The sequence below is a fragment of the Streptomyces venezuelae genome (assembly GCF_008642315.1).
Taxonomy (GTDB): domain Bacteria; phylum Actinomycetota; class Actinomycetes; order Streptomycetales; family Streptomycetaceae; genus Streptomyces; species Streptomyces venezuelae_D.
Window position 1 is genome coordinate 7,607,130 of record NZ_CP029192.1, and the last position, 14,649, is coordinate 7,621,778.

At 72.3% G+C, this 14,649-nt stretch carries 13 protein-coding genes; 9 read left to right on the top strand and 4 right to left on the bottom strand.

Annotation, left to right across the window (positions count from 1 at the left end; genetic code table 11):
* Positions 1–152 precede the first annotated feature (152 nt).
* From DEJ48_RS33685 to DEJ48_RS33695, 3 genes are all read left to right on the top strand, one after another.
* Positions 153–2,639 (top strand): beta-glucosidase family protein, encoded by a 2,487-nt coding sequence (locus tag DEJ48_RS33685; protein WP_150219918.1) that lies wholly within the window; start codon positions 153–155, stop codon positions 2,637–2,639.
* Positions 2,636–4,240 (top strand): carboxylesterase/lipase family protein, encoded by a 1,605-nt coding sequence (locus tag DEJ48_RS33690; RefSeq protein ID WP_150219919.1) that lies wholly within the window; start codon positions 2,636–2,638, stop codon positions 4,238–4,240. The genes DEJ48_RS33685 and DEJ48_RS33690 overlap by 4 nt, the downstream gene beginning before the upstream one ends.
* A gap of 87 nt (positions 4,241–4,327) precedes the next feature.
* On the top strand, positions 4,328–5,020 hold the full coding sequence (locus DEJ48_RS33695) for a DedA family protein (RefSeq protein ID WP_190537756.1): 693 nt from the start codon (positions 4,328–4,330) through the stop codon (positions 5,018–5,020).
* A gap of 15 nt (positions 5,021–5,035) precedes the next feature.
* Here DEJ48_RS33695 and DEJ48_RS33700 read toward each other — a convergent pair whose 3' ends face one another.
* On the bottom strand, positions 5,036–5,569 hold the full coding sequence (locus DEJ48_RS33700) for a gamma carbonic anhydrase family protein (RefSeq protein WP_150219920.1): 534 nt from the start codon (positions 5,567–5,569) through the stop codon (positions 5,036–5,038).
* A 143-nt stretch (positions 5,570–5,712) separates the two neighbouring features.
* Here DEJ48_RS33700 and DEJ48_RS33705 point away from each other — a divergent pair, with 143 nt between their 5' ends.
* Entirely contained in the window at positions 5,713–6,495 is a 783-nt protein-coding gene (locus DEJ48_RS33705) for an acyltransferase (protein WP_150219921.1), read from the top strand.
* A 28-nt stretch (positions 6,496–6,523) separates the two neighbouring features.
* Here DEJ48_RS33705 and DEJ48_RS33710 read toward each other — a convergent pair whose 3' ends face one another.
* A complete protein-coding gene (locus DEJ48_RS33710) occupies positions 6,524–7,459 on the bottom strand; it encodes a DMT family transporter (protein WP_150219922.1) in 936 nt (311 codons plus the stop codon).
* Between the two features lie 104 nt (positions 7,460–7,563).
* On the opposite strand from DEJ48_RS33710, the gene DEJ48_RS33715 reads away from it, so the two are divergent.
* A complete protein-coding gene (locus tag DEJ48_RS33715; protein WP_150219923.1) occupies positions 7,564–8,148 on the top strand; it encodes a helix-turn-helix domain-containing protein in 585 nt (194 codons plus the stop codon).
* A 66-nt stretch (positions 8,149–8,214) separates the two neighbouring features.
* Here DEJ48_RS33715 and DEJ48_RS33720 read toward each other — a convergent pair whose 3' ends face one another.
* Positions 8,215–9,417, bottom strand: coding sequence for a CaiB/BaiF CoA transferase family protein (locus DEJ48_RS33720; protein ID WP_150219924.1), 1,203 nt, complete (start codon positions 9,415–9,417; stop codon positions 8,215–8,217).
* A gap of 139 nt (positions 9,418–9,556) precedes the next feature.
* Here DEJ48_RS33720 and istB point away from each other — a divergent pair, with 139 nt between their 5' ends.
* The 4 genes from istB (at position 9,557) to DEJ48_RS33740 (ending at position 13,242) form a co-directional block, all read left to right on the top strand.
* Positions 9,557–10,795, top strand: a complete 1,239-nt coding sequence (gene istB, locus DEJ48_RS33725) for an IS21-like element helper ATPase IstB (RefSeq protein ID WP_223832543.1) — start codon at positions 9,557–9,559, stop codon at positions 10,793–10,795.
* Between the two features lie 226 nt (positions 10,796–11,021).
* Positions 11,022–11,771, top strand: coding sequence for a GNAT family N-acetyltransferase (locus DEJ48_RS33730; RefSeq protein WP_150219925.1), 750 nt, complete (start codon positions 11,022–11,024; stop codon positions 11,769–11,771).
* Positions 11,771–12,646, top strand: coding sequence for a lysophospholipid acyltransferase family protein (locus tag DEJ48_RS33735; RefSeq protein WP_150219926.1), 876 nt, complete (start codon positions 11,771–11,773; stop codon positions 12,644–12,646). The genes DEJ48_RS33730 and DEJ48_RS33735 overlap by 1 nt, the downstream gene beginning before the upstream one ends.
* 233 nt (positions 12,647–12,879) lie before the next feature.
* Positions 12,880–13,242 carry a hypothetical protein gene (locus DEJ48_RS33740; protein ID WP_150219927.1) on the top strand — a complete coding sequence of 121 codons (363 nt, stop codon included), beginning with the start codon at positions 12,880–12,882 and terminating at the stop codon, positions 13,240–13,242.
* Positions 13,243–13,283: 41 nt separating this feature from the next.
* Here DEJ48_RS33740 and DEJ48_RS33745 read toward each other — a convergent pair whose 3' ends face one another.
* Positions 13,284–14,303, bottom strand: a complete 1,020-nt coding sequence (locus DEJ48_RS33745; protein WP_150219928.1) for a LacI family DNA-binding transcriptional regulator — start codon at positions 14,301–14,303, stop codon at positions 13,284–13,286.
* Between the last annotated feature and the right edge of the window lie 346 nt (positions 14,304–14,649).

Consider the following 14,649-nt stretch of genomic DNA (forward strand, 5'->3'; position numbering starts at 1 on the left):
CCCGCCGCCCCTCGTGGTGTCTAACGGCGTGTCAAGTCCTTCTGTCGCATAGTGCGTTCAAAGGGCGAACGACGACCCGCCATTGGCACGTGTACACGCTTCGTTTCGCACAGTCGTGTTCGCGCACCAGGCACAGAAGGAAGTGACGGCTCATGTCCCGTTCCGTGTCCCGGCGGTCGGCCCTCGGGCTGGCCGGCGGTGCGATCGCCGTGGCCGCCGCGGCCACCGCCGGAGTGGCGGTGCCCTCGCACGCGGCCGCCCGCACAAGACAGGGCCCCGGCGCGGGCCCCCGCGTCGAGTCCCTCGTCGGCAGGCTCACCCTCGACGAGAAGATCTCCCTGCTGCACGGCGCCACCGACCCCGAGGCCCTCGGGCAGGCGGGTTACGTTCCCGGCGTGCCGCGGCTCGGCATCCCGCCGCTGCGGCTCGCCGACGGGCCCGCGGGCGTGCGCGTCGCGGCCCGCGCCACCGCGCTGCCCGCCCCCGTCATGCTCGCCGCCGCCTTCGACCCGGCCCTCGCCCGCAGGTACGGCCAGGTCATCGGCCGCGAAGGGCGCGCCCTGAAACAGGACGTCCTGCTGTCCCCGATGGTCAACCTGATCCGCACCCCGTACGCGGGACGCAACTTCGAGACCTTCGGCGAGGACCCGCTGCTCGCCGCCGACATGGTGTCCGCGGAGATCAAGGGAATCCAGGGCGAGGGCCTCATCGCCACCGTCAAGCACTTCGCCCTGAACAACCAGGAGAAGGACCGCATGTCCATCGACGTGCGGGTCGACGAGCGCACCATGCACGAGACGGAGCTGCGCGGGTTCGAGGCGGCCGTCGCCGCGGGCACCGGCGCCGTCATGGGTGCGTACAACAAGGTCAACGGCACTTTCGCCTGCGAGAACAGGACGCTGCTGAGCGACATCCTGCGCGAGCGCTGGGGCTTCGAGGGGTGGGTGATGACCGACTGGACCGCCCAGCACAGCACGGCCGCCGCCCTCGCCGCGGGCCTCGACATGGAGATGCCCGAGGGCGTCTACTTCGGCGCCGCCCTCAAGAAGGCCGTCAGGAACGGCACCGTTCCCGAACCGCACGTCGACCGCTCCGTCCGCCGTGTCCTCGGCGTCATGGAACGGTTCGGCCTGCTCGACAAGAGCGCCCCGCCCCGTCCGGCACGTGATCCGAAGGCGGGGGCGGCGGTCGCGCTCGACGTCGCGAAGGCGGGCGCCACCCTGCTGCGCAACGCCCACGGGACCCTGCCGCTGAAGGGCCGGGCCGCCCGCGACATCGCCGTCATCGGGCCCACCGGACGCCACCCGTTCGTCAGCGGCGGCGGCAGCGCCCACGTGGTCCCCGACCGGGCGGACAGCCCCCTCCACGCCATCAGGGCACGTGCCGGACGCGGCGCCGACGTCACGTACGCGCTGGGCGAGGACCTCTACGGCAAGGCGATCCCGCGGCGCGAACTCAGCCCCGGTCTCGACGCCGAGGGCCAGCGGGTCGCCGCGGGCAAGGAGTGGACGTACGACGGGACGCTGACCCCGGCCGAGTCGGACGAGTGGACGCTCGTCATCCACTACTCGGGCGAGCGGCCGAAGGTCGAGCTCGACGGCGTCGAGCTCTATCCGAAGCAGCCCGGCGTCGGCGAGTTCTTCTCCGGCGGCCTCGTCTCCTCCGCGCCCGACGGGCTGAACGTCCGGCGCGCGACGCTGCCCCTCACCTCCGCCGGGCACCGGCTGCGGATCAGGGCCGAGGGCGGCGACCGCGGCCAGACGTTCCGGTTGCGCAGGATCACCGGCGCAACCCGTGCCGCGGACGTCGCCGCGGCGGTGCGGGCGGCACGGGGCGCGCACAGCGTCGTCCTCTTCGCGTACGAGGACGCGACCGAGGGCCAGGACCGCACGACCGTCGCGCTCCCCGGCCACCAGGAGGACCTGATCAGGGCGGTGACCGCCGCCAATCCCCGGACCACCGTGGTCCTCAACACGTCGTCGGCCACCTCCATGCCGTGGCTGGAGCGGACCGCCGCCGTGCTCCAGATGTACTACCCCGGGCAGGAGGGCGCGGCCGCCACCGCCGCCGTCCTGTTCGGCGACTGCGACCCCGGCGGCCGGCTCACCCAGTCCTTCCCGGTGGACGACGACCACCACTCGATGGCGGGCAATCCGCTGCGCTATCCCGGGGTGGGCGGTGTGGAGGAGTACTCGGAGGGCGTCCTCGTCGGCTACCGCTGGTACGACGCCGAAGGGGTGCGGCCGCTCTTCCCCTTCGGGCACGGGCTCTCGTACACCACCTTCGACTACCGGGATCTGTCGGTGCGCAGGGTGGGCCGGGGGCTGGACGTGACCTTCACCGTGCGCAACACCGGGAGGCGGGACGGCGTCACCGTCGCCCAGGTGTACGTCGGTCCTTCGCCGGACCTCGCGATGGAGCAGGCCGAGCGGGTGCTCGGCGGCTTCGAACGGGTCGCGCTGCGCGCCGGGCAGCGGCGGCGCGTCACCGTCCATGTCGACCGCAGGACCCTGTCGGCCTGGGACGCCGAACGCCACGGCTGGGTCCTCGGGACCGGTCGGCGCGCCATCCAAGTGGGTGTGTCGGCAGGCGAGTCGGTCCTCTCCGCGCACACCGTCGTCAAGGGAGCCGGTTCATGAGAATCGCGATACGTCGCGCCGCGTCCGCCGTCGCCGTCCTGGCGGCGGCCGCCGCGTCCTCACTCGTCCCGCTCCCGGCCCGGGCCGCGGACTCCACGCTGGTGCGCACTGACGCGGGCTGGGTGCGGGGTGAAACCACGGACGAGGGAAGGCAGTTCCTCGGCATCCCCTACGCGCGGCAGCCCGTCGGCGACCTGCGCTGGAAGGAACCCCGCCCCGTGAAGCCCTGGGGCGGCGTGCGCGGGGCTGCGTCATTCGGCAACCGCTGTGTGCAGAGCGCCAGTTGGGACCCCGGGTACGAGAACCCCAGCCACACCGAGGACTGCCTCGACCTGAACGTGTACGCGCCCGCGGGCCGCACGGCGGGACCGCGGCCCGTGATGGTGTGGCTGCACGGCGGCGGGCTCACCGCGGGCGCGGGCGAGGACATCGTGCCCGACACCTTCGCCCGCCGGACCGGAACCGTCGTCGTGACCGTCAACTACCGCCTCGGAGCCATGGGGTTCCTCGCCGCCGCGGGCCTCGACGGCGAGGCGTCCGACGGCGTCTCCGGCAACTACGGACTGCTCGACCAGCAGGCCGCCCTGCGCTGGGTGCGCGCCAACATCGGCCGGTTCGGCGGCGACGCGCACCGCGTCACCATCGCGGGCGAGTCCGCAGGCGGCCGCTCCGTCTGCACCCTGCTCGCCTCGCCCACCGCCCGCGGCCTGTACGGCGCGGGCATCGTGGAGAGCGGGGCGTACGGCGACTGCGCGGCCCGCGAGCGCGGGCCCGCGGTCCGCGACGGCGCCGCCTTCGCGAAGAAGGCGGGCTGCCCCGACCCGGCGACCGCGCTCGCCTGCCTGCGGAGGAAGCCCGCGAAGGACATCCTCGCCGCGCAGGCCGGGTTCGACTGGGGGCCGGTCACCGGTGGCGCCTTCCTGCCCGTGCAGCCGAAGGAGGCGTACGAGAACGGCGCCGCCGCCCGCGTGCCCGTGCTCAACGGCGCCAACAGCGACGAGGGCAACCTCTTCGCCTTCGCCCGGTTCGACGGCGCGGGCGCCCCGCTCACCGCCGAGCGGTACCCCGGCGCGGTCACCGAGGCGTACGGCCCCGATCTGGGCGGCCGTGTCCTGAAGGCGTACCCGCTCACGGAACACGCCTCGCCCACGCACGCGTTCGGCGCGGCGACCGGTGACCGGATGTTCGCCTGCACGGCCCTGCGCATGAACACGGCCCTGGCGCACCGCGGACCCGTCTACGCCTACGAGTTCGCCGACCGCACCTCGCCGCCCTTCGCGTCGCTGCGCGAGCTGGACACCGACTTCGACTTCGGCGCGACCCACGTCAACGAAGTCCAGTACCTCTTCAAGCACTTCGGTCTCGCATCGCCGCTCGACAAGGAACAGCGGGCGCTCGCCCGGCAGATGGAGCAGTACTGGGGATCGTTCGTCCGCACCGGTGTGCCGCGCGCCGACGGCGGGCCCGGCGCCCCCGACCAGCGCACCCGCCCCGGGCAGGTGCTCTCCCTGCGCACCGCGTCCGAGGGCGGCACCGGGATCAGCACCACGGTGCACGACGCGCACCGGTGCGACCTCTGGGACACCGTTCCGGCCGGGTGACCCCGTCCGGGTAGGCTGCCCGGCGTGCGTGCGCGGCCGAGCAGGCGCGCACGCCGGGCACACACACTGACACGGGAGGAACCGGCGTTGCACGTCCAGGAGTGGCTGGAGCAGGTACCAGCCGTCAGCATCTACGCGCTGGTGGGTCTCGTCATCGGCCTCGAGAGTCTGGGCATCCCGCTGCCCGGCGAGATCGTCCTCGTCTCGGCGGCGCTCCTCTCCTCCCAGCACGGTGACATCAACCCGGTGATCCTCGGGGCGTGCGCCACCGCGGGTGCCATCGTCGGCGACTCCATCGGGTACGCCATCGGACGCAAGGGCGGACGGCCGCTCCTCGCCTGGCTGGAACGCAAGTTCCCCAAGCACTTCGGCGCCGCGAACGTGGCGACCGCCGAGCGGTCGTTCCAGAAGTGGGGCATGTGGGCCGTCTTCTTCGGCCGTTTCATCGCCCTCCTGCGCATCTTCGCGGGCCCGCTCGCGGGTGTCCTGCGCATGCCGTACTGGAAGTTCCTGATCGCCAACGTCCTCGGCGGCATCGTCTGGGCGGGCGGCACCACCGCCGTCATCTACTACATCGGCGTGGTCGCCGAGGACTGGCTGAAGCGGTTCTCGTACGTGGGACTCGGCATCGCCGTCCTCATCGGCGTCGGCTCGATGCTGTTCGTCAAGCGCCGTGCGAAGAAGGCCGCTGCGGAGGCCGAGGCGGAAGCGGCCGCGGCAGGGACCCCGGTGACGGGGGTCCCGGTGGCCGAGCCGCAGCCCGTCACCGCCGCCGACTGAGAGCTCCGTCTCCGGTCAGCCCGCCGCGTGCGCGTCGCGGTGGGCCTTGGCCAGTTCCACGTACAACGTGCCGTTGAGCGAGATGCCCTCGCGCTCCTCGTCGGTGAGCGGCCTGCGCACCTTGGCGGGCACGCCCGCGACGAGTGAGCCCGGGGGCACCCGCATGCCCTGCGGCACCAGGGCCTGGGCGGCCACCAGCGAACCCGCGCCGATCACCGCGCCGTTCAGGACGGTGGCGCCCATGCCGATCAACGCGTCGTCCTCGACGGTGCAGCCGTGCAGGACGGCGTTGTGGCCGACCGAGACGCGCTCCCCGATCGTGATGGGGAAGCCGGGGTCGACGTGGAGGCTGCAGTTGTCCTGGATGTTGCTGTCGGCACCCACGACGATGGGCCCGCAGTCGGCGCGCAGCACCGCGCCGTACCAGGTGCTCGCCCCGGCCTGGAGGGTCACCTCACCGATGACGACGGACGTCGGCGCGGTGAACGCGTCCTGATCGATCTTCGGGTCCTTGCCGCCGATGCCGGTGATGAGTGCCTCGTGGCCCATCGGTCCGCTCCCTTTTTCCGTACGTCTGTGTGCCGTCGCGCCTGACGGCACGGTACGGGACGGGGGAGCGGGTGCGGCCGCGTGGGGTGAAGATCACAGGCCGGGGGCCTGCGGGGGGTGGAGGCACTGAGTAACGTGAGCGCGTGCCGAAGAACAGGAACACGTTCTCATCTCTTGCCGCCGCGCCCCGCAGGATCGCGCAGCGCGCCGTCCACGCGGGCTGGGGCTGGGTGCAGCGCACGGGCGCGGTGACCGCCGCGCATCCGGGGCGGCTGCGGTTCGGTGCGCTCGGCGAGGGCACGAAGCTCGCGTTCCCGCAGGGCACGGTCTTCGGGGAGCCGTGGATCAGGATCGGCGACCACTGCATCGTCGGCCAGCACGTCACGCTCACCGCGGGCATGATGCCCGACCTCGACCTCGGACCCGACCCGATCCTCCGCATCGGCAACGGCGTCGTGCTCGGCCGGGGCAGTCACGTCATCGCGGACACGACGGTATCCATCGGCGACGACTGCTACTTCGGTCCCTACGTGTACGTGACCTCCACCAACCACTCCTACGACGACCCGCACACGCCCATCGGCAAGCAGTGGCCGCGGATGGACCCGGTGGAGATCGGGCCCGGGTGCTGGGTGGGCACCGGTGCGGTGATCCTGCCGGGGGCGCGGATCGGGCGGAACGTGGTGGTCGCCGCGGGGGCGGTGGTCCGGGGGGAGGTGCCCGACCACGCCGTGGTGGCGGGGGCGCCCGCGAGGGTCGTCCGCACCTGGGACGCCGAGCAGGGATGGCAGCCGCCGCTGCGGACGCCCGCGCCGGTGCCGATTCCTGACGGCGTCACACCGGAACAGCTCGTCGCGCTCGGCGAACTGGGGGAGATGGGGCGGTTGGGCGAGTTGGGGGAGTTGGGGAAGCTGGACGAGGTCTGAGGCGGAGCGCCGGACAGCCGCCTCTGCCTCAGCTCGCCAGCAGGACCGTGCCGACCAGGGCGAGCCCCGCGCCCGCCGCCTGCACCCCGCGCAGACGTTCCTTCAGGACCGCACGCGCCGCCAGCGCCGTCACCACCGGGTAGACGGAGGAGAGGACCGCGGCGACGGTGACGGGGCCGCTCTGCGCGGCCATCGAGTACGTGCCGTTGGCGGCGACGTCCGCGAGGCCGACGAAGGCGAGAGCGGGGAGTGCCGCCCGCACGACGCCCATGCCGTACCGCTTGCCCCCGGAACCCGTGACACCTTCGGAGTCCTCGGAACCCTCGGTCGCGGGTCCTTCCGCGTCTGGGGCCTCGGGAAGCGCCCTCCCGCCCCGCCGCACGGAGACGAACAGCGCCGCGCCGCCCGCCGCCACGTTCGTCACCCGCTGCACGAACAGCGCGAGGAACAGCCCGGTCAGGCTGCTCGACGCCTCGGCGATCAGCGCCATCACGCCGCCGAACCCGAACGCGGCGAGGAGGGTGAGCAGGACGGCCCGCCGCTGCACGGGAGCGCCCCGCACTTCGGGCCCGCCCGCGAGCACGATGCCCGAGACCGCGACGGCGATGCCCGCGAACTGGGCGAGGCCCGGCCGTTCGCCCAGCACGAGACCGACACCGACGGGTACGGCGACGCCGAGCGACCCGAGCGGCGAGACGACGCCCATCGGGCCGAGGGCCAGGGCCTTGTAGAAGGCGAGCATGGCGACGGGCCCGACGAGGCCGGCGGCCACCGCGAACCACAGCCGCGGCCCCCACTCGGTCCACCCGCCGGTCGCGATCACCACGGCTCCGAGCACCGCCACCGCGATGGTCTGCGAGACGACCACCACGGTGAGGGCGGGGACGCGCCGCGTCAGCATTCCACCGCCGAAGTCGGCGAGGCCCCACAGCAGACTGGTGGCCAGGGCGAACAGTGCGGTCATCAGGGAGCCTCGCAGTACAGTGTGTTGAACCATCCGGGAGCTTCGGGTGCACCACACCGTAGTTCAGTATCCTGAACCCTGTCATACAAAATATTGGACGGAATGTGTCGGACCTCGACCAGCTGACCCAGTCGCTCGCCCGTAACCTCAAGCGCTGGCGCAACGAGCGGGGCTTCACGCTCGACGCGCTCGCCGCCCGCGCGGGCGTGAGCCGCGGCATGATCATCCAGATCGAGCAGGCCAGGACCAACCCGAGCGTGGGCATCACGGTGAAGCTCGCGGACGCGCTGGGCGTCAGCATCACCACCCTCCTCGACTACGAACAGGGCTCACATGTCCGGCTCGTGCCCCCGGAGCAGGCGGTCCGCATGTGGTCCACGGAGGCCGGCAGCAGCACGACGCTCGTCGTGGGGGCCGAGGCGCGCGGGCCGTTCGAGCTGTGGTCGTGGCGCCTGATGCCGGGCGAGGGCAGCGACTCCGACGCCCACCCGCCGGGCACCATCGAGCTGCTGCACGTCACGCGCGGCGAACTGACGCTCGTCGTGGACGGCACGGAGCACACCGTCCCCGCCGGGACCGGCGCCACCTTCGAGGCCAACGCGCCGCACGGCTACCACAACAAGGGCGCCGAACCGGTCGAGATGACCATGTCGGTCTCGGTGCCGCCGGCGCACGCGGGCTCCTACTGAACGCCCGGAAGAGCGGCTCGGCGCGAGGCCGAAGCCGCCCGGTTCCTTCATGCCCTCGATGAGCGCCTACCGGCAGACCCCTTCCGCGCGCAGCCGCGCGACGTCGTCCGGGCCGTGGCCCAGCTCGGCGAGGATCGCGGCGGTGTGCTCGCCCGCCTCCGGCACCGGGTCCATGCGCGGGGCGACCCCGGAGAGGATGGCCGGGGGCAGCAGGGCCTGTACGGGCTCGGACGTGCCCGGCACGCGGATGTCCTGCCAGCGTCCGCGCTCGGTGAGCACCGGATGGGCCAGGAACTCGTGCACCGAGTTGACCCCGGCGTTGGCGATGCCCGTACGGTCGAGCAGCTCCATCGCCGCGTCGCTGCCGAGCTCCGCGAACCGCTCGGAGATGATCGCGTCGAGTGCGTCGCGGTGCTCCACGCGGTCGGAACCGGTGACGAAGCGAGGGTCGTCGGCCAGCTCGGGCCGCCCGAGGAACTCGCGGCACAGGGCGACCCATTCGCGCTCGTTCTGCACCGAGAGGAGGACGTCCTTGCCGTCGGCGGCCGTGAACGGGCCGTACGGCGCGACCGTCGCGTGCCGGGCGCCGACCCGGGGCGGCTGGGTGCCGCCGTACCGCGTGTAGTAGGCGGGCTGCCCCATCCACTCGGCGAGCGCGTCGAAGAGGGACACCTCGACGGCCGGGGCACGCCCCGTCGTCGCCCGTGTGTACAGCGCCGACAGGATGCCGCTGTACGCGTACATCCCCCCGGCGATGTCCGCGACGGAGATCCCCGCGCGCGCCGCCTCGTCCGGGGTGCCGGTGAGCTGGAGCAGCCCGGTCTGGCACTGCAGGAGCAGGTCGTACGCCTTGCGGTCGGCCCACGGCCCGTCCGTGCCGTAACCGCTGACGGTGCACGTGATCAGGGACGGGTGGCGCTCCCGCAGCTCCGCCGCGCCGAACCCGAGCCGCTCGGCCGCGCCCGGCGCGAGGTTCTGCACGAACACGTCGGCGCCCGCGACGAGCTCCGCGAGGATCGCCAGGCCCGGTTCCGACTTCAGGTCGAGGGTGATCGACTCCTTGGACCGGTTGAGCCAGACGAAGTAGCTGGCCTGCCCCCGCACGGTGGTGTCGTACCGCCGTGCGAAGTCGCCGCCGCCGGGCCGCTCGACCTTGATGACCCTGGCGCCCAGATCGGCGAGCTGCCGGGTGGCGAAGGGCGCGGCGACGGCCTGTTCGAGACTGACGACGGTGACACCGGCGAGGGGCAGGCGAGGGGGAGGCGGCATGCGACGTTCCTGTCCGACTGGATTTCTATTAATCCCAACGGGTGGCTCGAATTCAGATTGTCGGCGGCGGACCACAAGAATGACCAACCTCACGGCCGTTGGAGGTCTCGTGTCCCGCTCCACCTCGTCCCCGCCGAAGATGACCACGCTGGGGTGTGCTCTCTTCGCGACCCGGTGGCTCCAAGCACCCCTGTACTTCGGCCTGGTGGCCGCGCAGGGGGTGTACGTCTACAAGTTCTTCAACGAGTTGTGGCACCTCATCCATCACGTCATCAGCGGGCATGCCGACGAGACGCACGTCATGCTCGCCGTCCTCAAGCTCGTCGATGTGGTGATGATCGCCAATCTGCTCATCATGGTGATCGTCGGAGGGTACGAGACGTTCGTCTCGCGCATCGGACTCCAGGGCCACCGGGACCAGCCCGAGTGGCTCTCGCACGTCAATTCCAACGTCCTGAAGGTCAAGCTCGCCACCGCCATCGTGGGCATCTCGTCGGTGCATCTGCTCCAGATGTTCGTCGACGTGCACCACACACCCCGGCACGACCTGCTGTGGGGAACGGTCATCCACATGGCGTTCATCGCCTCCGCGGCGATCCTCGCCTACATGTCCGGGCCCATGGCGGCCCACGAGGCCAGGGCGCGTGCCGTGAAGGACGCCGGGCGGGCCGCCGTCATCCCCGCGCAGCGGGACGGCGGGGCCGACGGTGGAGGCGGTGACGGCGGTGCGGCGGCCGAGCTCTCGACCGGCGCGGAGGAGCGCATCGAGGCCGCCGGGTTCCCGTCGAGGAAGGTCCTTGAGATGTTCGACGAGGGGCATCTGCGGTCGCCCGAACCACAGGTGATCACCCGCCTCGGCAAGGTCGACTTCGTCACCCGCAAGGCGAACGTGGTGCTGCTCGGCGGGCCCGGCACCGGCAAGACGCACCTGGCGGTCGCCCTCGGCGTACGCGCCTGCCAGGCCGGCCACCGGGTGCTGTTCGCGACCGCCGCCGAGTGGGGCGCCCGGCTCGCCGACGCGAAGGCCGCGGGACGGCTGCGCGAGGAACTGGCCGGCCTCGACGCGTACCCGGTGCTCGTCATGGACGAGGTCGGCTACGTGCCCTTCGAGACCGACGTCGCCCACCTCCTCTTCCAGCTCGTCTCGCACCGCTACGAGCGGGGCTCGCTGATCGTCACCGGCAACCGGCCGCTCGGCCGCTGGGACGAGGCGTTCGGCGACAGCGCGACGGCGTCCGCGACGGTGGACCGGCTGGCCCACCACGCGGAGGTCGTCACCCTCGACGCGGACAGCTACCGCACGCGCCGCCTGGACGGCACGCAGGTCATGGGCGCGGGCGGCACGGGGGCAGGGGCGGGATCCGCCACGGGTTTCTGAGCGGACGCACGACGGCGACGGTACGTCCCGTCGCCGTCGCCCGGCGCCCCGGCCTGCGGTGCGATTCGGACGCGAGCCCGACGACGGGCCGACGCACGCATGCAGCACGCAGTTCAGGCGGCGCCGTCACCGTGCTGATGAGGTGCCGGCGCGGAGCCGCAGCGGCACCGACCGTCGACTCCCCGTCTCCGTCGTCGTCCCCACCGAACCGAGAAACGGAACCGTCATGCCCTCGACGCCGCTCGTCGCGACCCCCACCACTTCGTACGTCACCTCCATCGCGGACACCACCGAACAGATCAGGGCGGCCCAGCGGCTGCGCCACCGCGTCTTCGCCGAAGAGCTCGGCGCCGCCCTCGACACGCCCCTGCCCGGCCACGACATCGACACGTTCGACGACCTCGCCGACCACCTGATAGTCACCGACACCTCGACCGGCGACGTCGTCGGCACGTACCGGATGATCCCGCCGGGACGGGCCGAGCACTCCTACTCGGACGGCGAGTTCGAGCTCGTCGCCCTCAACGCGCTGCGGTCGTCCACCGTCGAGGCAGGCCGGTCCTGCGTCCACCCCGACCACCGCTCCGGCGCCGTGATCAACCTGATGTGGTCCGCGCTCGCCCGCTACGTCCTGCTCTCCGGCCACCGCTACCTGGCAGGCTGCGCCTCCGTCCCGCTCGCGGACGGCGGGCGCGCCGCGACCGCCGCCTGGCTGCTCGGCACGGCCAAGCACGCGGCACCGCCCGAGCTGCGCGTCCACCCCCGGCGCCCCTGGACCCCCGGCGGCCCGGCACCGGAACGCCCGACCTACGCCGACCTGCCGCCCCTGCTGCGCGGCTACCTCCGGCTCGGCGCGTGGGTGTGCGGGGCCCCCGCCCACGACCCGGAGTTCGACGTCGCGGACTTCTTCGTCCTCCTCGACACGGAACGCCTCAGCGCACGCCACCGCCGCTACTTCCTCGGCGAGGACGCGTGATGAGCGCGTGGACGGTCGACCGCGGCTGTCCGGCGTCCTGTGCCACCGAACCGGACCCGCGCGTGCCGCTCGGTGAACTAGCGCGCCGGTACGCCACGTTGACGTACGCCCTGACACGGGCCGTGGCCCGCGGCGACCGGCTCGCCGAACCCGAGGTCCTCCGGACCGAGGCGCGCGCGGTACTCGGCGCGCTCGGGGTGGGCGTGGAGCGCGTGGAGGGGTCGCCGAGTGCTGAGCGTGTGCCGTTCAGTGTGCGGGCGGACGGGGTGGGCACCCTCGTCGTCGCCAACCACATCTCCTGGCTCGACGTCGTCGCCCTGCTCGCCGTCGAGCCGGTGAGCGTCCTCGCCAAGCGCGAGGTCGGCCGGTGGCCGGTGGTCGGCGCGCTGGCCCGGCGTGCGGGCACGCGGTTCATCGACCGGGACGGCAGCCCGCGCGGACTGCCCTGCCTCGTCGCGGAGTTGGCCGACGCCCTGCGCGCCGGCACGTCGGTGCTCGTCTTTCCCCAGGCGACGACGTGGTGCTCGGTGACGGGTGGCCGGTTCCGGCGGGCGGCCTTCCAGGCGGCGGTCGACGCGGGCGCGCCCGTCCGTCCGGTGACGGTCGAGTACCGCCAGGGCGGTGGGCCGAGCACGGCCGCCGCCTTCCTCGGCGAGGAGGACTTCACCGCGTCGCTGCGCAGGGTGGCGGGCGCCCGCGGCCTGAGCGTACGGGTCACGGCGAGCACTGCGCTGTGGGGCACCGACCGACGCGTGCTGGCCGCTGCGGCGAGGCGCGCCGTTCTGGGGACCGACCCTTCGACCGCGGCCTCCTGTGGTCCGTTTGCACCGAGTTGCCGCGAAGCGGCGCTCGCCCGGAAGGGTCCCTATCGGTAGCGGAGTTGAGAGGGTACGCTGAGTAACAGCCCGTGATCTGTTGTTGCCGTTAGCGCTGCGATGACCTTCCGGCGACCTCTCGGGCCCGGAGTGGGCCCCCACGCCAGCGGCTGCTTTCAGTGGAACTCTGCTTCCGTCCCGTAGCACCGCACGAAGGGCCGCGCGGCGGATCCGGACTCCGCGTCCGCCGCCGCCTGTCCTTCGAACCGGCGCACCAAGGCATTGGACCTGCCATGCGCGACTACTTCGCGGACGACCTCCTGCTCATCATGCCCACCGCCCACAGCCCCGGCGTGCGGCTTTCCGGCGAGGTCGTGAGCACACATCGCGGGCCGCTGGCTCTCGCGCTGACCGACCAGACCCAGAGCAACGGCCGGGGCCGTACGCAGGCGGACGAGATCCTCATCGACCTCACCGGCGTCCACTACCTGGCCAACAGCGGCCTGGAGACCCTGGTCGCCTTCGCCGTCCATCTCCAGCCCCCGCAGTGCCTGGTGGTGCGCGCCACCCCGGGACTGGACCTGCGTGACCGGATCGCGGCGCGCGGCTGGGACCGCATGGATACGTTGCGGCTCGACGAGATCTCCGGCGCGTAGCGGCACCGCCGAGGCCGGGCCGCGTGCCGCGCGCACGCGGCCTACTCCTTGCGTCCGGACCCCGTGGAGCCCCGCACCACCAGTTCCGGCATGAAGACGAACTCGCCGTGCGGCGCGGGCGTCCCGCCGATCTCCTCGAGCAGCGCGCGGACCGCCGCCTGGCCCATGGCCTGTACGGGCTGGCGGATCGTGGTCAGCGGCGGGTCGGTGAACGCGATGAGCGGCGAGTCGTCGAAGCCGACGACCGAGACGTCCCGCGGCACGCTCAGGCCCAGGTCGCGGGCGGCGCGGATCGCACCGAGAGCCATCATGTCGCTGGCGCACACGATGGCGGTGCAGCCGCGGTTGATGAGGGTGGTGGCCGCGGCCTGGCCGCCCTCCAGGGTGTAGAGGGAGTGCTGGATCAGCTCCTCCGACGCCTCGTCGTCCAGGCCCAGGCGCTCCAGCAGGCCGAGCCGGAAGCCCTCGATCTTGCGCACGACAGGGACGAACCGCTTGGGACCCACCGCGAGGCCGATGCGCGTGTGGCCGAGCGACGTCAGGTGCGTGACGGCGAGGCGCACGGCGGCGCGGTCGTCGGTGGAGACGAAGGGGGCCGCCACGTCCGGCGAGAAGCCGTTGACGAGGACATAGGGAACACCCTGGGCACGCAGCACCTCGTACCGCTCCGTGTCGGCGGTGGTGTCGGCGTGCAGGCCCGAGACGAAGATGATGCCGCTGACACCGCGATCGACGAGCATCTCGGTGAGCTCGTCCTCGGTGGAGCCGCCGGGAGTCTGCGTCGCGAGGACCGGCGTGTACCCCTGGCGGGTCAGAGCCTGCGCGATGACCTGCGCGAACGCGGGGAAGATCGGGTTGTCCAGCTCGGGCGTGATGAGGCCGATGAGCCCCGCGCTGCGCCGGCGCAGCCGTACCGGGCGTTCGTACCCGAGCACGTCGAGGGCGGCGAGCACCGCCTCGCGGGTGCCGACGGCCACCCCGGGCTTGCCGTTGAGGACGCGGCTCACGGTGGCTTCACTGACCCCCGCGTGGGCTGCGATGTCGACAAGCCGTGCGGTCATGGCACTGGACTGTACCTGTCATCGAGGTGATTGCCCACTGTCTGTCAGTTCTTGTGGAAGCTTGCGGAAAGAGCTGTCTTGCAAGAGCCTTGCAGTCGCCTTCATCGCCTCCGATGTCCCCGCGCTCTCCACTCAAGCGCCGATGTCAGCCGCTCAGCGGCCCTGTCAAGCGCGAGTCGGGCCACGGTAAGGACACGCAGATGTAACGATCGCTGGCCCTTGCAGAAATTTTCCGCAAGGTCTTTCGGCAAGATTCCAACGCTGTTACGTTCCTGGCAACCCGGCGCCGCCGTCCAGAGCGGCCAGCAGGAGGCACCTCTTCGTCTCCCTTGATTCCGGGATCAGT